This window comes from Streptomyces sp. NBC_01268, assembly GCF_036240795.1.
In the GTDB taxonomy this organism is placed as follows: Bacteria; Actinomycetota; Actinomycetes; order Streptomycetales; family Streptomycetaceae; genus Streptomyces.
The window spans coordinates 4,429,543-4,455,985 of the sequence record NZ_CP108454.1; the positions used below are offsets into that span (position 1 = coordinate 4,429,543).

The following is a 26,443-nucleotide window of genomic DNA, read 5'->3' on the forward strand; positions in this document are numbered from 1 at the left end:
GCGATGGCCCCGGGACGACGACCCAGGGGGCGACGGCCCCGCAGAGACAGCAGGCCCCGGGCTCAGCCCCGGGGCCTGTCCCGTTCCAGGGCCAGGACGGCCACGTCGTCCGTGAGCTCGCCGCCGTTCAGGGTGCGCACCTCCGTGACCGCCGCGGCCAGCAGTTCCTCGCCCCGCAGGCCCGCCGCGAGCTGCCGGTTGATCATCTCGACCATCCCGTCCTGGCCGAGCCGCGGCGAACCGGGCCCCGCCGAGCGGCCCTCGATCAGCCCGTCGGTGTACATGAGCAGGCTCCACGAGGCGCCCAGCTCCACCTGCCGGCGGGGCCAGCGGGCGCGCGGCAGCAGGCCGAGGGCCGGGCCGCCGTCCTCGTACGGCAGCAGCCGCGCCATGCTCCCGTGCCGGGCGATCAGCGGCGCGGGGTGGCCGGCCAGGCACAGGCCGGCCCGGCGCCCGTCGGGCGCGATGTCGACGGTGCACAGGGTCGCGAAGATCTCCTCGCTCTCCCGCTCGTGCTCCAGGACCTGCTGCATCGTGGAGAGCAGCTCGTCCCCGCACAGCCCGGCGAAGGTCAGCGCCCGCCAGGCGATCCGCAGCTCCACGCCCAGCGCCGCCTCGTCGGGGCCGTGCCCGCAGACGTCGCCGATCATCGCGTGGACGGTCCCGTCGGGCGTCCGCACGGTGTCGTAGAAGTCGCCGCCGAGCAGCGCCCGGGACCTGCCGGGCCGGTAGCGCGCGGCGAAGCGCAGGTCGGAGCCCTCCAGAAGCGGCGTCGGCAGCAGGCCGCGCTCCAGGCGGGCGTTCTCCTGGGCGCGCAGCCGCGACTCGGCCAGCTTCACCTGCACGACGTCGGCGCGCTTGCGCTCGACGGCGTAGCGGATGGCGCGGCTCAGCAGCCGGCCGTCCAGCTCCTCGCGGAAGAGGTGGTCCTGGGCCCCGACCCGTACCGCCTCGGCCGCGAGCTCGGCGTCCGCGGACGTGGTGAGGGCGAGGACGGCGTGCCGCGGGGCGAGCCGCAGGATGTGCCGGAGCGGCGCGAGCGGGTCGTCGTCGGCCGTGCGCGGTACGGGCAGCGCGAGGTCGACGAGCACGCAGTGCACGTCGTCGGTGAGGAGCCGCTCGGCCTCGGTGAGGTTGCGGGCGGTCCGGATCCGCAGCCGGGTGCCGGTCGCGTCGAGCATTTCGGGTACGGCGAGGGCGCCCGCCGGGTCGTCCTCGACGACCAGCAGCGTGAGATCGGTGGCGGTGCCTGGTGCCGGGAGAGAATCGATTCTCTGCCGCGGTACGGGTACGGGCATCGGTCTGGTTTTCCTTCCCTCCCCCCGAGGGCCGGGGACCGACCATAGCGGTACCGCCGGGCGCCGCGGAATGGCGATCACACGGTGGACCGGAGATCGGCGCTGGCATATGCCGCGGATGGGGAGGTAGCCGCCTGCGGGCCGATGAGAAACGTCACTCCGGGGGTGGGGGAGGGCCCGGGGGCGGGCCGTGGCGCCCGTCACCCCCCCCGGTGTGCGCCCCCGGCGGCACGGCTACGGGCGGACCACGCCCAGGATCTCCATCGAGCCGGCCCCCGCGATCGTCACGTTCCGCCCGGGGCGCGGCGCGTGGACGATCGCCCCGTTCCCGACGTACATGCCGATGTGGCTCGCGTCCTTGAAGTAGACGATCAGGTCGCCGGGCCGCATGTCCTTGATGTCGACGCGCGGCAGCAGTCGCCACTGCTCCTGCGAGGTGCGCGGGATCGGGCGGCCCGCGCTGCCCCAGGCGCTCTGGGTGAGCCCCGAGCAGTCGTACGAGCGCGGGCCCTCGGCCCCCCACACGTACGGCTTGCCGATCTGGGCCGTCGCGAACTCCACCGCCCGCTTGCCCTCCGGCGTCGTCGCGTCGCTCAGGCCCTTGAGGACGCCGGTGCCGACCCAGGCGGTCTGTGCCCGGTACTGCTCCTGCTGCTCCAGGCGCAGCAGCCGCTCCCGCTCCTCGGCGGCGAGGTCGGACTCCAGCTTCTTGGCGGCGGCGATCTTGTCGTTGATCTCCTTCTTCGCCTTGGCCTGCTTGATCCGGTTGGCTTCCAGCTTGGTCCAGTTGACGCTGGCGTCCTTGGCGTACGTGGTGAGTTCGCCCTGCGTCCGGGTCATCTCGCCGAGCAGGTCCCGGGTGGCCTTCTGGCCCTCCTTGAGGCGGCCCGCGGTGTCGAGGAAGAGCTGGGGGTCGTCGGTCAGCACGAACTGCGCGCCGTCCGGGAGCCCGCCGTTGCGGTACTGGGCGCGGGCCGCGGCGCCCGCCCTCGCCTTGAGGTCGTCGATCTTCTCGTTGCCGGCCACGATCATGCGGGCCAGCTTCACGATCTCGTCGGACTGCTCGTCCGCCTTCTCCTCGGCCAGGTTGTAGGCGTCGGTGGCGGAGGCGGCCTGGCGGTAGAGGCCGTCGATCTCCTTGCGGACCTCTTCGAGGGTCTTCTTCGGCTGCGCCGGCGGGGCCGGGGCGGCGGCGGCCTGCAGGGTGAGGGCGGGTGAGGCCAGCACCGTCAGGGCGCAGACCACGGTGATCGTGGTGATGGCGTGGCGGCGTCGGTTCACAGGCTCCCCCTCAAGTGACCCATTTCAAGATGTCCTGGTTCGGCTCAATCTGATTTACCGTCAGTAACTTAGTCGTGACCTTGGTGATGGTGCCACGCGAAACACGAAAGCGACAGGGGAAAGCGGGGCCTGTCGGGTCACTTCCCCCCACGAGGGACGATCGTTTCCCCCGGTGCGTTCCCCCACGGGGGAAATTCGGCGGGAGTTCGGCGGGAGTTCGGCGGGAGCGTCGCTCAGCCGCGCGGCGCCAGCGCCTCCCACCGCACCGTCACCTCGCCCTGCCGCCACCGGCGCGGACCGTCCGTCAGCGGCCAGTCCGCCGCCAGGTCGCGGACCGAGCGGATCCAGCGCTGCCGGGCCCCGAGCGAGGCGTACGGGGCGGCCGCCGCCCACGCCCGGTCGAAGTCCCGCAGGAAGGCGTGCACCGGCTCGCCCGGCACGTTCCGGTGGATCAGCGCCTTCGGCAGCCGCTCCGCCAGGTCGGAGGGCCGGTCCAGCGAACCGAGCCGGGTGGCGAAGGTCACCGTCCGCGGCCCGCCCCGGCCGAGCGCCACCCACACGTGCCGCCGCCCGATCTCGTCGCAGGTCCCCTCCACCAGCAGCCCCTCCGGCCCGAGCCGCGCGCACAGGCGCTCCCAGACCGCCGCGACCTCGGCCTCGTCGTACTGGCGCAGCACGTTCGCGGCCCGGATCAGGGCCACCTCGCCGGCCACCGGCACCTCGAAGCCGCCGTGCCGGAAGGCGAGCCCCTCCCGCTCGTACGGCTTCGCGGCGGCGACCCGGGCCGGCTCGATCTCGACCCCGACGACGGTGGCCCGGGGGTCGGCGGTGCGCAGCCGGTCCAACAGCTCGACGGGCGTCCACGGCGCGGCGCCGTAGCCGAGGTCGACGGCGACGGGGGGCGTGACGGAGCGGCGCAGGGCCGGTCCGTGCACGGCGGCGATCCAGCGGTCCTGGCGGCGCAGACGGTTGGGGTTGGTGGTCCCGCGGGTGATCGTGCCGACGGGGCGGGTGGTGCGGGGGGCCATGGAACGAGCGTACGGGGTGGTGGGGCCCCTCCCCGCCGGGTGCGGACGGCCCGCGGAGACACCGCCCCCGGCGGGTGCCTCCGCGGACGCACCCGTAATGAATTGGCAAAGCGGGTGGCGTGGCGGAAATGAAACCCGGCATTCCGGTGTTGGCGCGGCTGGACGGTGTCCCACACCTGCCTCCGAACCATGCCCGATGCCATGCCCGACAGCGGAAGGACCGCCGACGTGAGCCAGTACGTGTCCCGGTTCGCCGGCACCCTGGTGGCGCCGCCCCGGCTCCGGCTTCCCGGCCGGCACCGCACCCCGCGCCGCGTGGCCATGCTCAGTGTCCACACCTCCCCCCTGCACCAGCCGGGCACCGGCGACGCGGGTGGCATGAACGTCTACATCGTGGAGCTCGCCAAACGGCTGGCCGCGATCAACATCGAGGTCGAGATCTTCACCCGCGCCACCACCGGCGGCCTCGCCCCGGTCGTCGAGCTCGCCCCCGGCGTGCTCGTCCGGCACGTGGACGCGGGACCGTACGAGGGGCTGGCCAAGGAAGAGCTGCCGGCCCAGCTGTGCGCCTTCACGCACGGCGTGATGCAGGCCTGGGCGGGCCACCGGCCCGGCCACTACGACCTGGTCCACTCCCACTACTGGCTCTCCGGCCACGTCGGCTGGCTCGCCGCCGAACGCTGGGGCGTCCCGCTCGTCCACGCCATGCACACCATGGCCAAGGTCAAGAACGCGGCGCTCGCGGAGGGCGACACCCCCGAGCCCGCCGCCCGCGTGATCGGCGAGACCCAGATCGTCGAGGCGGCCGACCGGCTGATCGCCAACACGGCCGAGGAGGCGGACGAGCTCGCCCGCTTCTACGAGGCCGACCCGGCCAAGATCGCCGTCGTCCACCCGGGCGTGAACCTGGACCGCTTCCGCCCCGCCGACGGGCGCGCCGCCGCCCGCGCGCGGCTGGGGCTGCCCGCCGACGCCTTCATCCCCGTCTTCGCCGGCCGCATCCAGCCGCTGAAGGCCCCCGACATCCTGCTGCGCGCCGCGGCCCTGCTCCTGGAGCGGGACCCGTCGCTGCGCTCGCGCATGGTGGTGCCGGTCGTCGGCGGCCCGAGCGGCAGCGGTCTCGCCAAGCCGGAGGGGCTGCAGAAGCTGGCCGCCAAGCTGGGCATCAGCGACGTCGTCCGCTTCCACCCGCCGGTCGGCCAGGAGCGGCTCGCGGACTGGTTCCGGGCGGCCAGCGTGCTGGTGATGCCCTCGTACAGCGAGTCCTTCGGCCTGGTCGCCATCGAGGCGCAGGCGGCCGGCACCCCGGTCGTCGCGGCCGCGGTCGGCGGTCTGCCCGTGGCCGTACGGGACGACGTCACCGGCTTCCTCGTGCAGGGGCACGACCCGGCCGACTACGCCCGCGCGCTCGGGCGGTTCGCCGACGACCCGGCGCTGACCGCGACGATGGGCGCGGCGGCGGCCCGGCACGCCGGATCGTTCGGCTGGGACACGGCGGCCTCCGGGACGGCCGACGTGTACACGGCCGCCATGCACGACCACCGGCTCCGGGAGCAGCGGCGTCGCGTACGCTCGCACCATGGCTGAGGCTGCGGACGTCCGGCGGATCGCCGAGATCGCCGAGATCATGGTGGACACGTTCAAGGACGCGGAACTGGAGTGGGAGTCCCCCGGGGCGGGCTCCTACGTGGTCAAGCTGCCCGGCACCCGCAAGCTGTTCACGACGCTGTCGCTGCGGATCGGCCGCCACTCCCTCTCGCTCAACGCGTTCGTCGTCCGGCACCCGGACGAGAACGAGGCGGGCGTCCACCGCTGGCTCCTGGAGCGCAACCTCAAGCTGTACGGGGTGGGGTACGCGATCGACGCCCTCGGCGACATCTACCTGGCCGGCAAACTGCCGCTGGCCGCCGTCACGCCGCAGGAGCTGGACCGATTGCTCGGCTCCGTCCTGGAGGCGGCGGACGGCGACTTCAACACGCTGCTGGAGCTGGGCTTCGCGACGGCGATCCGGCGGGAGTACGAGTGGCGGGTGTCGCGCGGCGAGTCGACGCGGAACCTCGACGCGTTCAGGAACCTGACACGGAAGCCGGCGAACTGACCTTCTCCGGTGCGGGGTTCGCGGCCTCCGGAGCGGGTCCGGTGATGACCACCTTCTCCAGCTCGGGGGTCGCCTCGGCGTCGGACTCGGCGTCGGCCAGGGCCGACCGAAGCCGGGTCTGGTAGCCCACCGCGGCGACGGCGCCGATCACCGCGGAGGCGATCCACAGCACGTCGGGACCGGGCCCGTCGACGATCGCGCCGGCCGCGATCGGTGCGACGAAACCGGCGACGGCCCAGGACATGCCCATCACACCCTGGTAGCGGCCACGGGCGTGCTCCGGGGCGAGCCGGGCGGTGGCGGCGGCGTTGGTGGGAACGTGGACCATCTCGCCGATCGTCCAGACGACGACCGTGGCGGCGAAGGCGAAGGACGAGCCGGCGAGCGCGGTGGCGCCGGTGCCGAGCGCGAAGAGCAGCGAGGAGACCGTCAGCAGCATCGCGGGGGAGCGCTTGTCCGTCACCTTGTTGACGAGGAGCTGGAAGGCGACGATGACGACGCCGTTGACGGCGATCACGACACCGTACGCGGACGTCCCGAGGCCCTCCCCGGCCATGGTCAGCGGCAGGCCGATCCAGGGGGCGGTGAAGACCAGGCAGACGAGCAGGTTGAGCAGCACCAGGGTGCGGAACGGCGCGTCGCGCAGGACGGTGAGGATGCCGACCTTCTGCTCGCCGACGGTCTCCCCGGTCGCCGCGTCGACCGCGGCCTCGGGCCGGGTCTCGGGCAGCCGCAGGAAGACGATCAGGGCGCACAGCGCGGTGGCGGCGGCGTCGACCACGAACAGGGTGCGGTAGCCGAGGACGATCGCGGCACCGCCGCCGATGGCGGCGATGGCGAAGCCGAGGTTGAGGGCCCAGTAGTTGAGGGCGTAGGCGCGGCGGACCTCGTGGGCGGGCACCATGTCGGCGATGGTCGCGTTGATGGAGGGCCGCACGCCCTGCATGGCGATGCCCATCAGGAGGACGACGGTGGCGATGCCCCAGGCGCTGGTGACGAAGGCGAGCAGCAGGGCGCAGGAGGCGGCCGCCAGGTGCATGCTCACCATCGTGGGGCGGCGGCCCCAGCGGTCGGTGAGGAACCCGCCGAGCGGGGAGCCGGCGACGCCGCCGAGGCCGTGGAGAGCGACGACGAGTCCGGCGAACCAGGCGGAGTGGCCGAGCTCCTGGGTGAGGTAGAGGGAGAGGAAAGTCAGGACGAAGGCCCCGGTCCTGTTGACCAAGGTCGACAGCCAGAGCCACCAGAAGCCCCCCGGAAGTCCTGACACCGTGGCCCTGGCTGATCGTCTGAGCGAATCGATGGACATGTGAGGCCGCCCCCTGGTGCTGTGTAAGTCCCGCTTTCCGGTAGCGAAACTTACGCATCTCATACGCCGGACGCCAGTGAATTGACGGTGCGCGTCAATCGTCGGGCGTCGTCTAGGCTCGGAGACATGGCCGACGCACCGTACAAGCTGATCCTCCTCCGCCACGGCGAGAGCGAGTGGAACGAGAAGAACCTGTTCACCGGCTGGGTGGACGTGAACCTCACCGCGAAGGGCGAGAAGGAGGCGGCGCGCGGCGGAGAACTGCTGAAGGACGCCGGCCTGCTGCCCGACGTGCTCCACACCTCCCTCCAGAAGCGCGCCATCCGCACGGCGCAGCTCGCCCTCGAAGCGGCCGACCGGCACTGGATCCCGGTCCACCGCTCGTGGCGCCTGAACGAGCGCCACTACGGCGCCCTGCAGGGCAAGGACAAGGCCCAGACGCTCGCCGAGTTCGGCGAGGAGCAGTTCATGCTGTGGCGCCGCTCGTACGACACCCCGCCGCCGGCGCTCGCGGACGACAACGAGTACTCCCAGGCCCACGACGCGCGCTACGCGACGATCCCGCCGGAGCTGCGCCCGCAGACCGAGTGCCTGAAGGACGTCGTGGAGCGCATGCTCCCGTACTGGTACGACGGCGTCGTCCCGGACCTGCTGGCCGGCCGCACGGTCCTGATCGCCGCTCACGGCAACAGCCTGCGCGCCCTGGTCAAGCACCTCGACGGCATCTCGGACGCGGACATCGCGGGCCTGAACATCCCGACGGGCATCCCGCTGGCCTACGAGCTGGACGAGAACTTCAAGCCCCTGAAGCCGGGTGGCACGTACCTGGACCCCGACGCCGCCGCCGCGGCGATCGAGGCCGTGAAGAACCAGGGCAAGAAGTAACCCCGGAGCGCCGCAGCCGACGTGCCGAAGCCCCCTGTTCCGCCGGTTCTCCCGGTGGGCCTGGGGGCTTCGGCGTTCCCGGACCGTCCCCGGGCCGTCCCCGGGCCGTCCCCGGACCGTCCCCGGCCTGTGCCGGGTGTGTTCCGGATCGGTGACATCGGGTGGCTGGATATCGCGCATGGGAAGGGGCGTTGCTACGTTCCGTACCGGCGTGCGGCCAGGGGTGGCCGCCGACGGATGAGGGGGAGTCCGGAATGAAGCAGTCGGGTTTCAGACAGGCTGTCGTCGCGGTCACGGCGGTGGCGCTGGCGGCCGTCGTCACGGGATGTCAGAAGGGCGGCCCGACGGGCGAGCCGGCCGGTGGGGCCGCCGCGAAGCCGGGCGCCGTCGCGACGGCGCCCGAGGAGACGACGGACACGCCGACCGCGCAGCCCGCGGTGAGGACCTCGAACGCCCCGAAGACCCCCACGTCCCCCCAGGCGTCCAAGGCGTCCAGGGCGTCCAGGACCTCCAAGCCGTCGACGCCCGCGGCGAAGAAGAAGCCCGGCGCCGCGCCCGCCGCTCCCGGCTGTGTCACCGCCCCGCCGGACCCGGACGCGTACGACCCCGACGAGTTCGCCCTGTACCGCGTCGAGGAGCTGCCCGGCAGTACCGGCAAGGTCAACCTCGTGCTGCAGAACGGCGCTTGGGGCTGCGGGGAGCCCGACACCGACGGCGCCCCCTTCGTCGTCAGCGGCGAGGAGAGCCGCTGGGCCATGGACCAGGCCGCGTACGTGACCGCGACCACCCCGATCGTCGAGAGCACCGAGAACCGGCGGATCGGCGTGCAGGAGCTGATCGACTGGGTGAAGGCGCACCCCGACTCGGGGCTGGTGTTCCGCTATGAGACGGGCGACGACGGGGCGATCCACCGTCTTGACCAGGTCTTCACGCCGTAGCGCGGGCGCTCGGCCGGCCGGGTGAGGGGGAAACCTTCCGCCTTCGGGGCTCCGCACGCGGGGCGGGCGGGGGGAGTAGAGGTGCGGGTGACGGGTCGTCCCGACGACCTCATGAACCCCCCTCACGAAAGAGAACCCCTGTGCGTCTCCGGCACTCCCTCGCCGCCGCTTGCGGCGCCCTCGCCCTGACCGCCGTCCTCGCCACGCCCGCCCACGCCGCCACGGGCGACTTCGGCTACCAGGTCGTCGGACAGAACGGCGGGCCCATCCTCGTCACGCTGCACGACCCGGCGAGCGGGGAGTGCATCACCCTCCCCGAGGTCGCGGACCCGAACTCCTCCGAGCCGGCCTTCGCCCCGCACAACGACACCGACGCCTACGCGCTCGTCTTCACCGGTCCCGAGTGCACCGGCGACGAGTGGCGCCTCCGCCCGCACGGCCGTCCCGCCTCGGAGCGTCTGAAGCTGCGCTCGGTCGTCTTCCTCCCCACCGACTGACCGCGCCCGGGCCCCCGGCCGCGGGGGCCCTCGGCGGGCCTTGAACGGGTGCCGTCGGCGCGCCCGGTTCGGCTACCGTCCAGGCCATGAGCACGTCACTCCGCCTTGAGCCGATCACCCCCGCCAACGTCGACGCCGCCCTTGAGCTGCGCGTACACCCCCATCAGACCAAGAACGTCGCCCCGGTCGACCGCTCGCTCGCCGAGGCGTACGCGTACGGCGAGACGGCCTGGCCGCGACTGGTGTTCGACGGGGAGGAGCTCGTCGGGTTCCTGATGGCCTTCGTCGACATCCAGTGGAACCCGGAGAAGGACCCGGCCGACCGGCGCAGCGGGCTGTGGCGGCTGAACATCGGGGCCGAGCGCCAGGGCAAGGGGTACGGGCGGTTCGCCGTCGACGCCGTGCGCGAGGAGCTCGTGCGTCGTGGGGCGCGCCAGATGTACGTGTGCTGGCAGCCGGGCGAGCACGGGCCCGGCGAGTTCTACCGGCGGCTCGGGTTCAAGGAGACCGGGGAGCACTCCGGGGAGCAGATCGTCGGCGTGCTGGAGATAGGCCCCGGGCAGGAGTGACGCCGGCGCCGCCCGGTGAGCCACCAGCGCGCGTGAACCACCGGCCCCGCGGGGCGCGCCGGCCTGCGGGGTCCCGCGCCGGCCCCGCACGGCGTGGGACCCCGCCGGGGCGGGGCCCACACCACGTGGTCAGCCGGAGCAGCCCCCGCACTGGCACGGTCCGCCGGACTGGCAGCCGCAGCCGCAGCCCGAGCCGCAGCCGCAGGCGCCGAGGACGGGCAGGAACTCCGCGTCGCGCGGGGTCTCGTGCTGGGGGTCGGTGGTCGGAGCGGATTCGGCCATGGGGTCCCTCCCTGGAAGGCGTACCTCGCCTCCTCCCATTGGATGCCCAGCCACCAGGGCGCATCAACGGCGCACTGTTGTGCGACCCCCCGCTCCGCAGGGCTTACGCGCCCTCGACGGGCGCCTCCGCCTGCTGGAGCTCGTCCGCGTGCTCACCCGTCACCAGGTACACCACGCGCTTCGCCACGGACACCGCGTGGTCCGCGAACCGCTCGTAGTAGCGGCCCAGCAGCGTCACGTCGACGGCCGTCTCGATGCCGTGGCTCCAGCGGTCGTCCATCAGGTGCTGGAAGAGCGTCCGGTGCAGCAGGTCCATCTCGTCGTCGTCCTGCTCCAGCTGGAGCGCCAGGTCGACGTCCTTGGTGATGATGACCTCCGCCGCCTTCGCCATCAGGCGCTGCGCCAGCTGTCCCATCTGCAGGATCGTCGCGTGCAGGTCGTTCGGCACCGCGCGGGCCGGGAAGCGCAGCCGGGCCAGCTTCGCCACGTGCTGGGCCAGGTCGCCCGAGCGCTCCAGGTCGGCGCTCATGCGCAGCGAGGTGACCACGATCCGCAGGTCCGTCGCCACCGGCTGCTGCCGGGCGAGCAGCGCAATCGCACGCGCCTCCAGGTCGTGCTGGAGGTCGTCGACCCGCTGGTCGGCGGCGATCACGCTCTCCGCCAGCTTCAGGTCCGCGTCCAGCATCGCCGTCGTGGCGCGCCCGATCGCCGACCCGACCAGCCGGGCCATCTCGACCAGGCCCTCGCCGATCGAGTCAAGTTCCTCGTGGTACGCGTCACGCATGGGATGTCCCTCTCTACCTCTACGACGGGAATCGGGTGGGCTCGGACTCCCACGCTTCCACGTTCGGCCCTGTACGCGTCCGGATCCACCCCCTCACATGAATCAGCCCTTGCTCTCAGGTGAACTCTGGGCGACGTACGGCGCAGTGTCCCCCGGATCAAATGAACCAGCACCGTCCCCATGGTGAACTCTGGGCGACGACTGTTCGAGCAGCCACTCGGACGGCTGGGAGAGTGTCGGCGGACCCGCATAACCTTGATGCCATGGACGTGAACGCGGCGGTCGCCGCATTGGCCGCTATCGCCGGAGTGTGCACCGGCGTGATCGCCATGCTGGCGTTCCGCTGGAGCGAGCGCGACCAGGCGAGACCCACCCGTACCTCTCTGCACACCGACGCCGTGCTGCCGCCCGGCGTCGACACCGTGCTGTCCGTGCTGCGCTCCTCCGCGGTCGTTCTCGACGAGAGCGACTCGGTGGTCAAGGCCAGCTCGGCGGCGTACGCCCTCGGCCTGGTCCGGGGCGGGAAGCTGGCCGTCGAGCCCATGCTCAACATGGCCCGCGACACCCGCAGGGACGGCGAGATACGCCAGGTCGAGCTCGACCTGCCGCGGCGCGGTACGGGACGCGGCGAGGCCCTCGCGGTCTCCGCCCGGGTCGCCCCGCTGGGGTCCCGCCTGGTCCTGCTGCTCGTCGAGGACCTGACCGAGGCGCGCCGCATCGAAGCGGTGCGGCGCGACTTCGTCGCCAACGTGAGCCATGAGCTCAAGACGCCCACGGGTGCGCTCTCGCTGCTCTCCGAGGCCGTCATGGACGCCTCGGACGACCCCGAGGCGGTCACCCGCTTCGCCGGCCGGATGCAGATCGAGGCCACCCGCCTCACCAACCTCGTACAGGAGCTCATCGACCTCTCCCGGGTGCAGAACGACGACCCGCTGGAGGACTCCGAGCCGGTGCGGGTGGACGAGCTGGTCGCGGAGGCGATCGACCGCTCCCGCCACACCGCTTCCACCAAGCAGATCACCATGGCCTCCGGCGGCACCGCCGACCTGCACGTCTGGGGCAGCCGCGGCCAGCTCGCCGCCGCCCTGGGCAACCTCGTCGAGAACGCCGTCAACTACTCGCCGGCCCGTACGCGGGTCGGCATCGCCGCCCGCCGCGTCGCGGCACCCGGCGGCGACCTGATCGAGATAGCCGTGACCGACCAGGGCATCGGCATCTCGGAGAAGGACCGCGAGCGGATCTTCGAGCGCTTCTACCGCGTCGACCCGGCCCGCTCCCGTGCCACGGGAGGTACGGGGCTCGGGCTGGCCATCGTCAAGCACGTGGCCGCCTCGCACGGCGGGGAGGTCACGGTCTGGAGCACCGAAGGCCAGGGTTCCACCTTCACCCTGCGGCTGCCCGAGGCGGGCGCCGCGCGGCGGAACCGCGGGGCCGGTGCCGAGACCGGACTCGACGCCGACTTCGATCTCGACCCCGACCTCGACCCCGACCTCGACTCCGACTTCGACCCGGACTTCGACTCGGAGTTCGGCGCGGAGTTCGGCGCCGCGCCCGGCACCGCCGCCTCCGCCTCTCCCACACCCCCGATCTCATGACCGAACCGCTCCCCGCCCCGGAGGTCCTTCCGTGACCCGAGTGCTTGTCGTCGAGGATGAGGAATCCTTCAGCGACGCCCTGTCCTACATGCTTCGCAAGGAGGGTTTCGAGGTCGCCGTGGCGGCGACCGGGCCCGACGGCCTCGACGAGTTCGAGCGCAACGGGGCGGACCTCGTCCTCCTCGACCTGATGCTGCCGGGGCTGCCCGGTACCGAGGTCTGCCGCCAGCTGCGCGGCCGCTCCAACGTCCCGGTCATCATGGTGACCGCCAAGGACAGCGAGATCGACAAGGTCGTCGGCCTGGAAATAGGAGCCGACGACTACGTGACCAAGCCCTTCTCCTCGCGGGAGCTGGTCGCCCGCATCCGCGCGGTCCTGCGCCGCCGCGGCGAGCCGGAGGAGGTCACCCCGGCCGCCCTGGAGGCCGGTCCGGTCCGCATGGACGTCGACCGTCACGTGGTCACCGTCGGCGGCGGCAAGGTCGACCTGCCCCTGAAGGAGTTCGACCTCCTGGAGATGCTGCTGCGCAACGCGGGCCGCGTGCTGACCCGCATGCAGCTCATCGACCGGGTCTGGGGCGCCGACTACGTGGGCGACACCAAGACCCTCGACGTCCACGTGAAGCGCCTCCGCGCCAAGATCGAGCCCGACCCCGGCGCGCCGCGCTACCTGGTGACGGTGCGCGGCCTGGGCTACAAGTTCGAGCCGTAGAGGGACCCGCGGTCCCGTACCGCACACGAAAGGGGCGCCCCCTCCTCACCGGAGGGGGCGCCCCTTCTCGTACAGCCGGACGGTCAGTGACCGGCCGCGTGCGTCGCCTCGCCCGTCGGGGTGGCGGTGCCCGTCGGGGTCGAGGTGGCCGTGGCCGTCGGCGGGGTGGCCGGCGGGGCCGGGACCTCGGACGGGCCGAAGTCCTTGAAGTAGCTGGAGGCCGGGACGACGAAGGCGCTCAGGCCGACGTCACCGGTCTTGCTCAGCTTGAAGACGACCCTCTGGGCGTCGCCGTTCCTGGCTTCGCGCAGGCCGCCCTCGATGACGGCGGAGGCGTTGCCCTTGCCGCCGATGACGACGGAGCCGTTGGCGGGGACGACGATCGGGCCGTCGCCCTCGGCCGCCTTGAGCTTCACGGTGCCGAGCGCGCCCGGCAGGGTGATCGAGTCGATGGTCTGGCGGGTGAGGCCGTTGTTGAAGACCGTCGCGGAGACGACGGCCGGGCCGATCGCACCCGGGTCGGGCTGGGTGATCACGAGCGCGTTCTGGACCTTGACGTCGTCCACCGTGACGGCGGCGTTGTCCGGCTTGATTTCGAGCGTCTGTGCGTTGTTGCCCGCACCACAGGCGGACAGCGAAGCGATCGAGATCACGATGGCGGTGGCGGCGAGGGCGCCGCGTCGAAGGCTGCGGCTCACGGCGGCGGCATCTCCTAGGACGAACGGACAGGCTAAGGACGAGCTAAAGGTGTGTCAGCGGGGCTTAGGTTACCGAGCCGCGCTCTCCGTCCCGCACCCGACCCGCCCCCTATGCGGCGGCGGGGTCTCCGAGCCGGGCGTGTCACCCCGCGGACACGCCCGTTCCGGATCGTCATGAACACGCCGACATGGCCGGATCACGCCCCATTGGCCTGTCGTTCACATAACCGCGGTGATCAATTCGGCCGCCGCCCCCGCATTCCGTGCGCCCGCTCCCGGAATCCCGCTCCGCGTAAAACGGGACCGGTCCCGGTGATCAATTCGGGATTCGATCGGTTGAGTACGCTGGATGCATCCGTACGGGTGGTCGATCCTCGAACGGAGTGCGTGAAGAGGGCCACACCGAACCGGGCAAACCGGGGCATCGACCCTCTGTCGAGGCACCCCGGACGGGTGTAGCGTGCGCGTTTCTCTCCGTCCGCGCAGCCGCTCCGACCTGCGAATACCGCCTTCCGGAAGCCCGTCGCAGCACGTTCGCCGCGCTGTTGTCAAGCCCCGAGATATGCCCTGACCTGCGAAAACGCCATTCAGAAGAAGCCGTATCCGTGTTACCCTGGATAGCCACGGAAGGGGTACCTGTCACATGACGTTCAAGGTTGGCGACACCGTGGTCTATCCCCATCACGGGGCCGCGCTGATCGAGGCCATCGAAACTCGCCAGATCAAAGGCGTGGACAAGACCTACTTGGTGCTCAAGGTCGCGCAGGGCGACCTGACGGTTCGCGTGCCGGCGGACAATGCGGAGTTCGTCGGAGTTCGCGACGTGGTCGGTCAGGACGGGCTGGACCGGGTCTTCGAGGTGCTGCGCGCGCCGTACGCCGAGGAGCCGACGAACTGGTCTCGTCGTTACAAGGCAAATCTGGAGAAGCTCGCCTCCGGCGACGTCATCAAGGTCGCCGAAGTGGTGCGCGACCTGTGGCGCCGCGAGCGGGAGCGTGGCCTCTCCGCAGGTGAGAAGCGGATGCTCGCCAAGGCTCGCCAGATCCTGGTGAGCGAGCTCGCTCTCGCTGAGAACACCAACGAGGACAAGGCCGAGGCACTCCTCGACGAGGTGCTCGCGTCCTGACGCCTGCGCACTGACGCTTGGCGTCCAGCCATGCTCATCACCCATGCCGCGGTGCCTGTCGGCGCGCTGTGATCCCATCGATGAACCCATCGATGCCACAGCGCCGTCGCCGGGCACCGCGGCATGTTCGTCTCTCTTTTCCCGACCCCCTGCACCTACCGCACCCAGCCGTGCACCTGCATCTGTCCGTGCCGCTTTCGCAAGGCGACGCCCCGACCGTCGTCACGGAAAGGGCCCGGTCGAGGCGTCGCAACAAGCTAGTTGACGCCATACCCACGTCGCCCGCGGAAACAAACCTGCCGGAGTGCAACCGATGTCAGACGAAGCGCGTCCTTCCCGTACCGCCGTGGTGATTCCGGCGGCCGGCCGGGGCGTACGCCTCGGCCCGGGCGCCCCCAAGGCGCTCCGCGCGCTGAACGGCACCCCCATGCTCATCCACGCCGTCCGGGCCATGGCCGCCTCCCGCGCCGTCTCGCTCGTCGTGGTGGTCGCCCCCTCCGACGGGGCCGCCGAGGTGAAGAACCTCCTCGACGCGCACGCCCTGCCCGAGCGGACCGACTACGTCGTCGTCCCCGGTGGCGACACCCGCCAGGAGTCGGTGCGCCTCGGCCTGGACGCCGTCCCCGAGGAGGTCACCACCGTCCTCGTGCACGACGCCGCCCGCCCCCTGGTCCCGGTCGACACCGTCGACGCGGTGATCGAGGCCGTACGGGACGGGGCCGTGGCCGTGGTCCCCGCGCTGCCCGTCGCCGACACCGTCAAGGAGGTCGAGCCGGCCGAGCGCCCCGGCGGCCCCGAGCAGGTCGTCGCCACCCCGGTCCGCGCCCGCCTGCGCGCCGTCCAGACCCCGCAGGGCTTCGACCGGGCCACGCTCGTCGACGCCCACGCCACCGTCGCCCTCAGCGGCGAGGGCGCCACCGACGACGCCGGCATGGTCGAGAAGCTGGGCGCGCCCGTCGTCGTCGTGCCCGGCCACGAAGAGGCCTTCAAGGTGACCCGCCCGCTCGACCTCGTCCTCGCCGAGGCCGTACTCGCCCGCAGGAGGGCCAACGATGGTTTCTGATCCCACCCCCTCTGTTCCCCCTGTCTCCCCTGTTCCCCCTCTCCCCTCTCCCACCGCTCCCTCCGCTCCCTCCGCTCCTTCCTCCCGCCCGTCCCCCCCGCTGCCCCGCACGGGCATCGGCACCGACGTGCACGCCTTCGAGAAGGGCCGCGAGCTGTGGTGCGCGGGTCTGCTCTGGGACGAGGCCGCGAGCGACGGCTACGGACTCGCCGGGCACTCCGACGGTGACGTCGCCGCCCACGCCGCCTGCGACGCGCTCTTCTCCGCCGCCGGCGTCGGCGACCTCGGCGCCCACTTCGGCACCTCCCGCCCCGAGTGGTCCGGCGCCTCCGGCGTCACCCTGCTCGCGGAGGCCGCCCGGATCGTCCGCGCCGCGGGGTTCGAGATCGGCAACATCGCCGTCCAGGTCGTCGGTGTCCGCCCCAAGGTCGGCAAGCGCCGCGACGAGGCCCAGAAGGCGCTGAGCGCGGCGGCCGGCGCGCCCGTCTCCGTCTCGGGCACCACCACCGACGGGCTCGGCCTCACCGGGCGGGCCGAGGGCCTGGCCGCCCTCGCGACCGCCCTCGTCTATCCCGTATCGCCCGCGGCGGTCCCGGAATCGGCCGCGTAGGCGGAAAAAAGGCGCCCCGCGACCGGGAATCGGGCGCGGGGCACTACCGCCTGCCCACTACCCTGGGGTGGTGACCATTCGCCTGTACGACACCAGCGCCCGGCAGATCCGTGACTTCACCCCGCTCACGCCGGGCTGTGTCTCGATCTACCTCTGTGGCGCGACGGTGCAGGCCGCCCCGCACATCGGGCACATCCGCTCGGGTCTGAACTTCGACATCATGCGCCGCTGGTTCGCGTACCGCGGCTACGACGTCACGTTCATCCGCAACGTCACCGACATCGACGACAAGATCATCAACAAGGGCGCCGACCAGGGCCGCCCCTGGTGGTCCATCGGCTACGAGAACGAGCGCGCGTTCAACGCCGGCTACGAGGCGCTCGGCTGCCTCCCGCCGACCTACGAGCCCCGCGCGACCGGCCACGTGCCCGAGATGATCGAGATGATGCGGGGCCTCATCGAGCGCGGCCACGCCTACGAGGCCGACGGCAGCGTCTACTTCGACGTGCGTTCCTTCCCCGGCTACCTGTCGCTGTCCAACCAGGACATCGACGACCTGCGCCAGCCCTCCGAGGAGGGCATCACCGGCAAGCGCGACCCGCGCGACTTCGCCATGTGGAAGGCGACCAAGCCGGGCGAGCCCGACTGGGAGACCCCGTGGGGCCGCGGGCGTCCCGGCTGGCACCTGGAGTGCTCGGCGATGGCCCACAAGTACCTCGGCTCCGCCTTCGACATCCACGGCGGCGGCCTCGACCTGATCTTCCCGCACCACGAGAACGAGATCGCCCAGGCCAAGGCCTTCGGCGACGAGTTCGCGCGGTACTGGGTGCACAACGCCTGGGTCACCATGAGCGGCGAGAAGATGTCGAAGTCGCTCGGCAACTCGGTGCTCGTCTCCGAGATGGTGAAGAACTGGCGCCCGATCGTCCTGCGCTACTACCTGGGCACCCCGCACTACCGCTCGATGATCGAGTACAGCGAGGAGTCCCTGCGCGAGGCCGAGGCGGCGTTCGCCCGCATCGAGGGCTTCGTCCAGCGCGCCACCGAGAAGGCCGGGGCGCCCGTCGCCCCCGCCGCCGAGGTGCCGCCGGCCTTCGCCGAGGCGATGGACGACGACCTGGGCGTGCCGCACGCGCTGGCGATCATCCACACCACCGTCCGGCAGGGCAACAGCGCGCTGGCCGCCGACGACAAGGACGAGGCCGTCGCCCGCCTCGCCGAGGTGCGCGCCATGCTCGGCGTCCTCGGCCTCGACCCGCTCGACCCGCACTGGGCCGAGGAGTCCGGTGGCGGCGAGGAGCTCCACGGAGTCGTCGACACCCTCGTACGGCTCGTGCTCCAGCAGCGCGAGTCGGCGCGGGAGCGCAAGGACTGGGCGACCGCGGACGCCATCCGCGACCAGCTGGGCCGGTCCGGCCTCGCCATCGAGGACGGAGCCGACGGCCCCCGCTGGACGCTCGGGAACCGCTAGTACGCCGATGATGTGCCGTCCGGGTCCCCGGGCGGCACACTTCAGTTAGCAGACACGTCTTACACAGAGACTCACGCACGAGTTACGCGCAGACTTACGCACGTACGCAGCAGGCAGAGGAAACAGGTAGTCATGGCCGGGAACAGCCAGCGCAGGAACCGCCGCACGTCCAACAAGAAGGGCGCGACGATCGGCAGCGGTGGCCAGCGGCGCAAGGGCCTGGAGGGCAAGGGCCCGACGCCCAAGGCCGAGGACCGCAAGGGCCACAAGGCCTTCCGCGTCTCCAACGCGATGGCCCGCCAGGCCGCCAAGCGCCGCCCGGCCCCCCGCCGCGGCGGCCCCAAGGGCACCAGCGAGATGGTCGTCGGCCGCAACCCGGTCTTCGAGGCGCTGCGCGACGGCGTGCCCGCCACCACCCTCTACGTGCAGCAGTTCATCGACAACGACGAGCGGGTGCGCGAGGCGCTCCAGCTCGCCGGCGCGCGCGGCAACATCAACCTGATGGAAGCCCCGCGCCCCGAGCTCGACCGCATGACCAACGGGCTGAACCACCAGGGTCTGGTCCTCCAGGTCCCGCCGTACGAGTACGCGCACCCCGAGGACCTCACCGCGGCCGCCTACGACGACGGCGAGGACCCGCTGATCGTCGCCCTCGACGGCGTCACCGACCCGCGCAACCTCGGTGCGATCGTCCGTTCCGTCTCCGCCTTCGGTGGTCACGGCGTGGTCATCCCCGAGCGCCGCGCCGCCGGCATGACGGCCGGTGCCTGGAAGACCTCCGCCGGTACCGCCGCGCGGACCCCGGTCGCCCGGGTCACCAACCTGACCCGCGCCCTGCAGGAGTACAAGAAGGCCGGCATCGCGATCGTCGGCCTCGCCGCCGAGGGCACGCACGAGGTGCAGGACCTGGACGCGCTGGCCGGCCCGGTCGTCATCGTCGTCGGCTCCGAGGGCAAGGGCCTCGGCCGCCTCGTCGGCGAGAACTGCGACTACCTCGTCCGCATCCCGATGCCGGGCGGCGCCGAGTCGCTGAACGCCGGTGTCGCCGCGGGCGTCGTGCTGTACGAGGCGGCGCGTCGCCGGACGCGCTGAACCGCTTCTACCGGATCTGCTTTCCGGACGTGCGTCCCCCGTACGGGCTGACCCGAACGGGGGACGCGCCCCGGCCGTGATCTTGACGGGCCTCGGACATTTGCGAGCCGTCAAGGCAGTGTCCTAAACGCACATCACTCGGTTAGATGAGTGTGGACACCAGAACGCCCCGGCCGGGGTTCGACGATCAGCCCGCGCTGAGCATGGTCAAGGTGGATTCCGATCCCGCCCAGGTGATCGTGAACCACGCCAGCTTCCGTGTGCGGCTCGCGCCGGCCCAACAGCCGAAGTTCGCCGCGAGCCCGCGCATCGCCGCTTTCGCCGGAGCGGGAGTCGCCGGTGCCGGGGTGGGCGCCGCGCGCCGCCGGCCCGTCGTGTGGACCGGCAAGTCCGCGCCCGGCGCCACCGGTCTCCTGCAGGCGGTGCGCGAGTCGTCCGCGGCCTCGGTCTCCACGCTGGAGCCGTCGACGCAGACCATCCCGCGCATCGACGACACGATGCCCACCCCCGTGGTCCCCGCCGGACCCGCCGCCCCGCTGCTGCCGCCGATGCGCCGCGCCGAGGGGGCGTACGACGAGGTCTACGCGATCGAGCCCGACGCCTACGACCAGGGCGCGGGACCCGACGCCCGGGCCACGCACCGGCACGGCGCCGACGCGGTGCGGCACGCCTACTACCCGGGCCGCCGGATGAACCTCGGGGTGGTGCTGCTGCCGCTGCGGGTCTTCCTCGGCTTCATCTCCATCTACGCCGGCATGGGCAAGCTGTGCGACCCCGTCTACTTCGACGGCGGCGAGCGCGGCTCGATGGTCAAGTGGCTCAACTCGCTGCACCCGTGGGCCCTCGCCGAGCCGCTGCGCGACTTCGCTCTCCAGCACCCGGTGGGCGCCGGGCTCACCGTCGCCTTCCTCCAGGTCGTCGTCGGCGTCCTGACCGTCCTCGGCCTCTGGCAGCGGGTCGCCGCCGTGGTCGGCGCGCTGCTGTCGGCGGCGCTGATCCTGACGGTCAGCTGGAAGACGGTCCCCGTCTACGACGCGCCCGACATCATCTTCCTGGCCGCCTGGTCGCCGCTGATCATCGCGGGCGCCCCGGTCTACTCGATCGACGGGCGACTGGCCGGCGAGGCCTGGCGCACCCTCGGGCCGCGCTCCGAGCTGTGGGACCTGCGCCGCCGGGTGCTGCGCCGCGGCACGGTCGTCGCCGCCGTCGTCGTCGGCCTCACCCTGCTGGTCGGCTCGATGCTGGGCGGGGCCGTGCGGTCCACGCAGATGGTCACGGTGCCCGGTCCGGACGACGACCCGATCAACCACCTGCCCGGCGAGCCGCTCCCGAAGGAGCCCGGCGCCACCGGCCCGTCCCGCAAGCAGTCGAAGAGCCCCGAGCCCTCGGCGACGACCGGGGCGAGCGGCGAGGACGAGCGGGACGAGAAGACGGCCGAGCCGTCCCGGACCGAGGAGCCCCGCCGCGGCGAGCGCACCAGCCCGACGGCCTCGCAGGGCGGCGGCACCCGCACCCCGAGCCAGTCCCGCACGGCGGCCCCGCCGACCTCGACGGGCTCCGGCTCGGGCTCCGGCGGCTCGGGCGGCACCAGCGGCACGCCGAGCAGCGGCAGCAGCAGCGGCGGCTCCACGGACGGCGGCTCGTCCACGTCGGGGCCGCAGAACCCGATCGGCGGGCTGCTGGGGTGAGGTAGCGGCCCCTCCGGTACGAGAGGCACGAAGGGCCCCGGGTGTCGTGCGGACACCCGGGGCCCTTCGGCATGCGGAGCGTGTACGCCCTGGGGCTCGTACGCCGCGCGGTCCTCCCGGCTAGGCCTGGGCGGCCAGCTCCTTGGCGGCCTCCGTGAGGTCCTTGGCGGTGTCGATCGCGCGCCAGTAGGCCCCCTGGGGCAGCGGGAAGCCCGCCAGGCGCCGTTCGCGGGCCAGGCGGGGGAAGGTGGTGCGCTCGTGGTCGCCGAGGTCCGGCAGCAGGTCGGTGAAGGCGGCGGAGAAGACGTACACGCCCGCGTTGATGAGGTACGGGGACGGCGGCGACTCGATGAAGTCGGTGATGTGGCCGAACGCGTCGGTCTCGACGGCGCCCCAGGGGATGCGGGGGCGGGCCAGGGCGAGGGTCGCGGTGGCGTCGCGCTCCTGGTGGAAGTCGGCCATCTCGCGCAGCGAGAAGCGGGTCCAGATGTCGCCGTTGGTGGCGTACCAGGGCTTGTCGGGGTCCGGCAGGTGGGCGGCGGCGTACTTCAGGCCGCCACCACGGCCCAGCGGCTCCGACTCGACGACCGTCGTCACCTTGAGCGGCAGGACGGCGCTGCTCAGCCACTCCTGGAGCACCTCGGCGAGGTGGCCGCAGGAGACGACGACGTCCGTCACTCCCTCGGCGGCGAGCCAGGAAAGCTGATGGCCGATGATCGGGGTCCCGGTGCCCGGGATCTCGACCATCGGCTTGGGGCGGTCGTCGGTGTACGGGCGCAGCCGCGAGCCCTGGCCGCCCGCCAGGACCACGGCCTGCGTCGGGGAGGTATGCATACCGGGAACGATATGCGTACCGGCGATGCCGGGCTCCCCTCAGCTCGCGTGCATCACGCCGGTCGCGAAGGAGGTGTCGCAGACCGGGCGGGAGAACGACTGGGCGCGGGTCGGGCCGTAGTGGCGGACGGCGGCGGCGCCGAGGGAGCGGGCGATGGACATGCAGTGCTTGGCGAGCGACGGGCGGTCCTCCACCTCGCGCTGGAGGTGGGTGAGGGCCGTACCGGGGTCCTTCTCCTGAAGCTCTGCGAGCAGCTGGTCGCGCAGAATATCCTGCGGGGCACGGGCCTTGGCCCGGGGCGAGACGTCCGTGGACGACGCCAGCAGCTGGGTCCCGGAGCCGTGACCGGCCCACGGAACGGCGGACACCGCGAGTGTCCCGGAGAGCACCAGGACGACGGGCAGGACGAGGGCGAGAGAGCGGCCGATTCGGCGGGCAGTGTGCGTCACGCAGGCGAGCGTAGCGGCCGGTAGTGATATGGCGACATTTAGTCACTCTCGCGGGGGATGGTTCGAGGCGTCTTTTCGAATCCGGTGTTGACGTCGGGGGGTGGGCGGGGGCCTGGATGCCCAGTTCTGCCGGGGTTTTCACCGAGTCGGGGATTCATGCGTCCTGTACGCGAACGGCCCCGCCCCCGCAAGCGGGGACGAGGCCGTGAGGGCCGCGGGTCGCGGCAGGCGCGTCGGGCGCGTCGGTCGCTTCAGTCGCGCCGGTCGCGTCAGTCGCGTCAGTCGGAGAGGCGCTCGCCGGTCGAGGTCGAGAAGACGTGCAGCTCGGCGGAGCGGGGCACGACCTGGAGGGTGGAGCCCTTCGCCGGGACGTCGCGGCCGCCGACGCGGACCACCAGGTCCTTGTCCTCGCCGCCGACGCGGGTGGAGCCGTAGACGAAGCCGTCGGAGCCGAGCTCCTCGACCACGTTCACCGTCACGGCCAGGCCGTCCTTGCTGGTCGCGCTCTGCACGTCGAAGTGCTCGGGGCGGACGCCGACGGTGACCGTGGTGTCGCCCTTGGCGGAGGCGGCGGCGATGGCGTCACGGGAGACCGGGACGACGCTGTTGCCGAACTTCACGCCGCCGTCGGTGATCGGGACCTCGATCAGGTTCATGGCGGGGGAGCCGATGAAGCCGGCGACGAAGAGGTTGGCGGGCTTGTCGTACATGTTGCGCGGGCTGTCGACCTGCTGGAGCAGACCGTCCTTGAGGACGGCGACGCGGTCGCCCATGGTGAGCGCCTCGGTCTGGTCGTGCGTCACGTACACGGTGGTGATGCCGAGGCGGCGCTGCAGGCTGGCGATCTGCGTACGGGTCGAGACGCGCAGCTTGGCGTCGAGGTTCGACAGCGGCTCGTCCATGAGGAAGACCTGCGGCTCACGCACGATGGCGCGGCCCATGGCCACACGCTGGCGCTGACCGCCGGAGAGCGCCTTCGGCTTGCGGTCGAGGTACTCGGTGAGGTCGAGGATCTTCGCGGCCTCTTCGACCTTCGTGCGGATCTCGCTCTTGTTGACGCCGGCGATCTTCAGGGCGAAGCCCATGTTGTCGGCGACCGTCATGTGCGGGTAGAGCGCGTAGTTCTGGAACACCATGGCGATGTCCCGGTCCTTCGGGGGCAGGTGCGTGACGTCGCGGTCGCCGATGCGGATGGCGCCGGTGGTGACGTCCTCCAGGCCGGCCAGCATGCGCAGCGAGGTCGACTTGCCACAGCCGGAGGGGCCGACGAGAACGAGGAACTCGCCGTCGGCGATCTCGATCTCCAGCTCGTTGACGGAGGGCTTTTCGGCGCCGGGGTAAACCAGGGTCGCCTTGTCGTAGGTGACGGAAGCCATGGTGATGTGTCCCTTCACCGGCAGGAACGTGCCGGACGATCCGAGTAAAGGAAGGATTGAGGTCTAGTCCACCTGGGTGAACCGCAAGTGACGCTACCTGCCGCCACCGGATCTGTCAGCCCTCCGAGGGCGTGAGATTCCCGCCCCCGCGCGGTCGGCGGTTCGTTACACTGCTCAGGTTGCCTCCTTAGCTCAGCTGGCCAGAGCACCGCTCTTGTAAAGCGGGGGTCGTCGGTTCGAACCCGACAGGGGGCTCGTCGGCAGAGGGCCGGCCCGGGGTTGTCTCCCGGGCCGGCCTTTTCGCGTGGTCCACGCCGTGCCACCACCGTGCCAGAAGCCACCCGACCGCCACCTTCGCGGCTCCCCCCAACTCCGCCGACCGCGATCCCCGCCCGACCTCGCCCGCGAGGTGCTCCTCCGGTTGTCCGTCACGGCTGAAGGAACGGCGCGCGGGTCGGGCGTTGATGCGGCGCAGGCAGGCGATGAGCTTCCGGGCACGGGCGGCGGCGTTGAAGCCCAGGCTTTGAGAGGGGGCGCGGTAAGACTTTCTCTACTTCATCAAGGCACCGGCTGCGCTCCGCTCCGCCGGGCGGGCTTCCCGGCTCCGCTCGGGGCGCCGCTCCTGCCTTCGGCCCGCTCCGCCCCCGCTGCGCCGACGCCCGCCCCTGCAAAACGGGATAGGCCCAAGGGCATGAGTCGAGCCCCAACCACGTCCGATACCCAAGGTCACCGACATGCCTCCGGCGGGGGCCTCAGGCTCCGGGATAGCGGAGGCACCGTGCGCGGGTGCCGGCCGGTGGGGTGGGGCGGCGGGGAACTCCCATCCCGTCTGCCGTCGACCCAGGCAGAGCCGAGCAGACACGGCACCGGGCGTCCAGGTCGTTCGTACAGTGGCGCGCTCCACCTGGACGCCCGGCACCGCGCCCGCTCCGCATACGTGTGGGCCGACGGCAGACGGGATGGGAGCTGGGGCGGTTCGTGGGGAGCGTCCCCGTACGGAGGCTTAGCGCAGCACGGGCGCGAATCCGCCTGGCCTGGGAATAGATCGATACACCGCGAACGGGATCAAGGAAAATCCGGGGTGCTGGGGAAGGTCAATAAAACCAATCCTGCCGAGGCTGCGCATCTGTGAGTTCATAACCTCCGCGAAAAGACCACGACTCATTACCCCTCCATCACTCATGAAGTTTTGATCGGGAAGCTCCTTCTCCTCCGTCCCGTAGCTTCCAATGCTTCCCATGATTGTCAATTCCTGGGGCTCTGCACCGTAGCGGGCAAGAAGAATGTCGGCCTCGCTGTCGAGGTACTGCCGCCCCTCTTGAAGGCGCGCACTGATCAATACATCCTTCGCCGGATTCAGGTTGATGTGCAGTCCGGGAGTGAAGACTCCCCTGGAAATCTGAACGAAGGATCGTAGCGTGGTTCTATTGACTCCGTCGATAGATGGGAATTCGGGAATCAAATCCTCAAGCTCGGCCGGGGCTGCTGTGGGTGCATCCTTTGGTGCGCGAGGTTGGTTGCCCGGCCTGCTCTTTGCCTGCCCCTGCTTCCCTCTTGCTCCGGCCGAGACGGATGGTGTGTCGCCGGGAGAAAACCCCAAGCCTGCCAGCCCGGCATTCACGGAGGCGAAAGCGGAGAAGGCGGCGGCGACGTAGCGTGCATCAAAAAATGACCCTACAGCCGTAACCCTGACTAGCGAACCAGGTGGCAGGGATTTCTTAATCTCGCCAGAATTCCACTTCTCGATGTCGGAAACTTCCAGTGAAATATCGCTTAGGATACCTTCCGACTCCAAGGCGTCTTCAAGCATAGGGAACAGCGCGTCCCCCAGAGACTTGTTCGTGTACTCCTCACCGGAGGAGCCCTGGAAGTGTTGAGCGGCCACGCGGGGGCCGACGGTAGTCCTCTTCTCCGTGCGCTCAGTCAGTCGAGATTCTTCTGCGACTCCGCCGTCGAGTTGGGCGAGCATTGCGCGCACTTTGTCGGTGTCGACATAGAGGAATTCTCGCAGAATCACAGGGGCCTCCAACTCGGTGAGTGGGGCCGGGGTATGCGCCGAACCGCGCCCGTGTATGCCGTTTCAGAGGGTCGTGACAGTGCCGGGATGCTGCGGATCTGCGGGAAACGCGCCGCGGTTGCGCGAGGCACCGATCCACCAGCCCGGCTTTGATGCCGTGGTCCGTTCACTGCGCGACCCCGGAGGAGGCATCTCCCACGGGGTGTCGCGCCCGGCCGGAGTCGGTTGTCGACGCCGGCCCAAGCCAGCGTGCTCGCCCGGCGCCTCAGCCTCATCCAGAGTCAACGCCTGTCCGCGACGTCCCCGTACACACCTGCCGGCCAGCGTGCGGACGAGGCACCATCTCGTTCGCATCGGTGCAGCAGGGAGCGAGGTCGATCACAGACGTGTTGCCAGCCATCCTCTTAGATCTGGGGATTGCGGTTGGCTGAATCTGCTACGGACCTACCCGAAGGCAACTAAAATCCTCCCCATGTCTCGCGACAGACGATCGACACCGGAACGATATACCTGGTTGCCACACAAGGCCGTACGCGCATGCCAGCGCCTCTCAAAGAGACACTCCGAACTGTTCCAAGGGGCGCATCATTTTGCGATCGACGTCGCCGCTTTCCTCGCCATCATGGCATTTCCGGCGCGAGGCACGCGGAGAAGCCGCCAAGACATTCTCGATGGATTGACTCTCGTAACGGAGATGAAAGTCCTTACAGAGGCCGCGGAGGAACGGCTGTTACGCGAGGCGCGA

Annotated in this window: 25 protein-coding genes and 1 tRNA gene; 15 read left to right on the forward strand and 11 right to left on the reverse strand. The window is 71.3% G+C overall.

What is annotated here, in order from left to right:
* Positions 1-62 precede the first annotated feature (62 nt).
* The 3 genes from OG309_RS19790 to OG309_RS19800 form a co-directional block, all read right to left on the reverse strand.
* On the reverse strand, positions 63-1,298 hold the full coding sequence (locus tag OG309_RS19790) for a PP2C family protein-serine/threonine phosphatase (RefSeq protein ID WP_329422621.1): 1,236 nt from the start codon (positions 1,296-1,298) through the stop codon (positions 63-65).
* A gap of 234 nt (positions 1,299-1,532) precedes the next feature.
* Positions 1,533-2,579, reverse strand: coding sequence for a C40 family peptidase (locus OG309_RS19795; RefSeq protein WP_329422623.1), 1,047 nt, complete (start codon positions 2,577-2,579; stop codon positions 1,533-1,535).
* A gap of 233 nt (positions 2,580-2,812) precedes the next feature.
* The gene (locus tag OG309_RS19800) at positions 2,813-3,607 is read right to left on the reverse strand and encodes a class I SAM-dependent methyltransferase (RefSeq protein WP_329422625.1); all 795 of its coding nucleotides are present in this window, start codon (positions 3,605-3,607) and stop codon (positions 2,813-2,815) included.
* 228 nt (positions 3,608-3,835) lie between these two features.
* On the opposite strand from OG309_RS19800, the gene mshA reads away from it, so the two are divergent.
* Positions 3,836-5,194, forward strand: coding sequence for a D-inositol-3-phosphate glycosyltransferase (gene mshA, locus OG309_RS19805; RefSeq protein WP_329422627.1), 1,359 nt, complete (start codon positions 3,836-3,838; stop codon positions 5,192-5,194).
* Positions 5,187-5,705: a YbjN domain-containing protein gene (locus OG309_RS19810; protein ID WP_329422629.1), complete on the forward strand. Its 519-nt coding sequence runs from the start codon at positions 5,187-5,189 to the stop codon at positions 5,703-5,705. Before mshA ends, OG309_RS19810 begins: the two co-directional genes overlap by 8 nt.
* On the opposite strand, the gene OG309_RS19815 is transcribed toward OG309_RS19810, so the two are convergent.
* Positions 5,674-6,972 carry an MDR family MFS transporter gene (locus OG309_RS19815; RefSeq protein WP_329422631.1) on the reverse strand — a complete coding sequence of 433 codons (1,299 nt, stop codon included), beginning with the start codon at positions 6,970-6,972 and terminating at the stop codon, positions 5,674-5,676. The two genes, OG309_RS19810 and OG309_RS19815, sit on opposite strands and share 32 nt — an antisense overlap.
* Before the next feature lie 165 nt (positions 6,973-7,137).
* On the opposite strand from OG309_RS19815, the gene OG309_RS19820 reads away from it, so the two are divergent.
* The 4 genes from OG309_RS19820 to OG309_RS19835 all read left to right on the forward strand — a co-directional run bounded on the left by OG309_RS19820 (position 7,138) and on the right by OG309_RS19835 (position 9,900).
* On the forward strand, positions 7,138-7,896 hold the full coding sequence (locus OG309_RS19820; RefSeq protein WP_329422633.1) for a phosphoglyceromutase: 759 nt from the start codon (positions 7,138-7,140) through the stop codon (positions 7,894-7,896).
* Between the two features lie 254 nt (positions 7,897-8,150).
* Positions 8,151-8,834, forward strand: a complete 684-nt coding sequence (locus OG309_RS19825; RefSeq protein ID WP_329422634.1) for a hypothetical protein — start codon at positions 8,151-8,153, stop codon at positions 8,832-8,834.
* 140 nt (positions 8,835-8,974) lie between these two features.
* On the forward strand, positions 8,975-9,331 hold the full coding sequence (locus OG309_RS19830; RefSeq protein ID WP_329422636.1) for a hypothetical protein: 357 nt from the start codon (positions 8,975-8,977) through the stop codon (positions 9,329-9,331).
* A gap of 86 nt (positions 9,332-9,417) precedes the next feature.
* On the forward strand, positions 9,418-9,900 hold the full coding sequence (locus tag OG309_RS19835; RefSeq protein WP_329422637.1) for a GNAT family N-acetyltransferase: 483 nt from the start codon (positions 9,418-9,420) through the stop codon (positions 9,898-9,900).
* Positions 9,901-10,029: 129 nt separating this feature from the next.
* On the opposite strand, the gene OG309_RS19840 is transcribed toward OG309_RS19835, so the two are convergent.
* Both OG309_RS19840 and phoU read right to left on the reverse strand, forming a co-directional pair.
* The gene (locus OG309_RS19840; RefSeq protein ID WP_329422639.1) at positions 10,030-10,182 is read right to left on the reverse strand and encodes a hypothetical protein; all 153 of its coding nucleotides are present in this window, start codon (positions 10,180-10,182) and stop codon (positions 10,030-10,032) included.
* A 103-nt stretch (positions 10,183-10,285) separates the two neighbouring features.
* Positions 10,286-10,966, reverse strand: a complete 681-nt coding sequence (gene phoU / locus OG309_RS19845) for a phosphate signaling complex protein PhoU (protein ID WP_329422641.1) — start codon at positions 10,964-10,966, stop codon at positions 10,286-10,288.
* 263 nt (positions 10,967-11,229) lie between these two features.
* Here phoU and OG309_RS19850 point away from each other — a divergent pair, with 263 nt between their 5' ends.
* Both OG309_RS19850 and OG309_RS19855 read left to right on the forward strand, forming a co-directional pair.
* A complete protein-coding gene (locus OG309_RS19850; protein WP_329422643.1) occupies positions 11,230-12,561 on the forward strand; it encodes a sensor histidine kinase in 1,332 nt (443 codons plus the stop codon).
* A gap of 31 nt (positions 12,562-12,592) precedes the next feature.
* Positions 12,593-13,273 (forward strand): response regulator transcription factor, encoded by a 681-nt coding sequence (locus OG309_RS19855; protein WP_188271409.1) that lies wholly within the window; start codon positions 12,593-12,595, stop codon positions 13,271-13,273.
* A gap of 83 nt (positions 13,274-13,356) precedes the next feature.
* On the opposite strand, the gene OG309_RS19860 is transcribed toward OG309_RS19855, so the two are convergent.
* Positions 13,357-13,971 carry a DUF461 domain-containing protein gene (locus tag OG309_RS19860; protein WP_329422647.1) on the reverse strand — a complete coding sequence of 205 codons (615 nt, stop codon included), beginning with the start codon at positions 13,969-13,971 and terminating at the stop codon, positions 13,357-13,359.
* A 643-nt stretch (positions 13,972-14,614) separates the two neighbouring features.
* On the opposite strand from OG309_RS19860, the gene OG309_RS19865 reads away from it, so the two are divergent.
* From OG309_RS19865 to OG309_RS19890, 6 genes are all read left to right on the forward strand, one after another.
* Complete coding sequence (locus tag OG309_RS19865; protein WP_003953493.1) at positions 14,615-15,097, forward strand: CarD family transcriptional regulator; 483 nt, start codon at positions 14,615-14,617, stop codon at positions 15,095-15,097.
* A 313-nt stretch (positions 15,098-15,410) separates the two neighbouring features.
* Positions 15,411-16,160 (forward strand): 2-C-methyl-D-erythritol 4-phosphate cytidylyltransferase, encoded by a 750-nt coding sequence (gene ispD / locus OG309_RS19870; RefSeq protein WP_329422648.1) that lies wholly within the window; start codon positions 15,411-15,413, stop codon positions 16,158-16,160.
* Positions 16,150-16,770 carry a 2-C-methyl-D-erythritol 2,4-cyclodiphosphate synthase gene (gene ispF / locus OG309_RS19875; RefSeq protein ID WP_443067584.1) on the forward strand — a complete coding sequence of 207 codons (621 nt, stop codon included), beginning with the start codon at positions 16,150-16,152 and terminating at the stop codon, positions 16,768-16,770. The genes ispD and ispF overlap by 11 nt, the downstream gene beginning before the upstream one ends.
* A gap of 70 nt (positions 16,771-16,840) precedes the next feature.
* The gene (gene cysS, locus OG309_RS19880) at positions 16,841-18,241 is read left to right on the forward strand and encodes a cysteine--tRNA ligase (RefSeq protein ID WP_329422650.1); all 1,401 of its coding nucleotides are present in this window, start codon (positions 16,841-16,843) and stop codon (positions 18,239-18,241) included.
* 132 nt (positions 18,242-18,373) lie between these two features.
* Complete coding sequence (gene rlmB, locus OG309_RS19885; RefSeq protein ID WP_329422652.1) at positions 18,374-19,333, forward strand: 23S rRNA (guanosine(2251)-2'-O)-methyltransferase RlmB; 960 nt, start codon at positions 18,374-18,376, stop codon at positions 19,331-19,333.
* Positions 19,334-19,479: 146 nt separating this feature from the next.
* Positions 19,480-21,021 (forward strand): DoxX family membrane protein, encoded by a 1,542-nt coding sequence (locus OG309_RS19890; RefSeq protein ID WP_329422653.1) that lies wholly within the window; start codon positions 19,480-19,482, stop codon positions 21,019-21,021.
* Between the two features lie 120 nt (positions 21,022-21,141).
* On the opposite strand, the gene OG309_RS19895 is transcribed toward OG309_RS19890, so the two are convergent.
* The 3 genes from OG309_RS19895 to OG309_RS19905 form a co-directional block, all read right to left on the reverse strand.
* Complete coding sequence (locus tag OG309_RS19895; protein WP_329422654.1) at positions 21,142-21,855, reverse strand: nucleotidyltransferase family protein; 714 nt, start codon at positions 21,853-21,855, stop codon at positions 21,142-21,144.
* A 39-nt stretch (positions 21,856-21,894) separates the two neighbouring features.
* The gene (locus OG309_RS19900; RefSeq protein WP_329422656.1) at positions 21,895-22,305 is read right to left on the reverse strand and encodes a hypothetical protein; all 411 of its coding nucleotides are present in this window, start codon (positions 22,303-22,305) and stop codon (positions 21,895-21,897) included.
* Positions 22,306-22,583: 278 nt separating this feature from the next.
* Positions 22,584-23,681 carry an ABC transporter ATP-binding protein gene (locus OG309_RS19905; RefSeq protein ID WP_329422658.1) on the reverse strand — a complete coding sequence of 366 codons (1,098 nt, stop codon included), beginning with the start codon at positions 23,679-23,681 and terminating at the stop codon, positions 22,584-22,586.
* Between the two features lie 181 nt (positions 23,682-23,862).
* Here OG309_RS19905 and OG309_RS19910 point away from each other — a divergent pair.
* Positions 23,863-23,936 (forward strand) — tRNA-Thr (locus OG309_RS19910).
* Positions 23,937-24,684: 748 nt separating this feature from the next.
* On the opposite strand, the gene OG309_RS19915 is transcribed toward OG309_RS19910, so the two are convergent.
* On the reverse strand, positions 24,685-25,698 hold the full coding sequence (locus OG309_RS19915; RefSeq protein WP_329422659.1) for a DUF6414 family protein: 1,014 nt from the start codon (positions 25,696-25,698) through the stop codon (positions 24,685-24,687).
* Positions 25,699-26,443 lie beyond the last annotated feature (745 nt).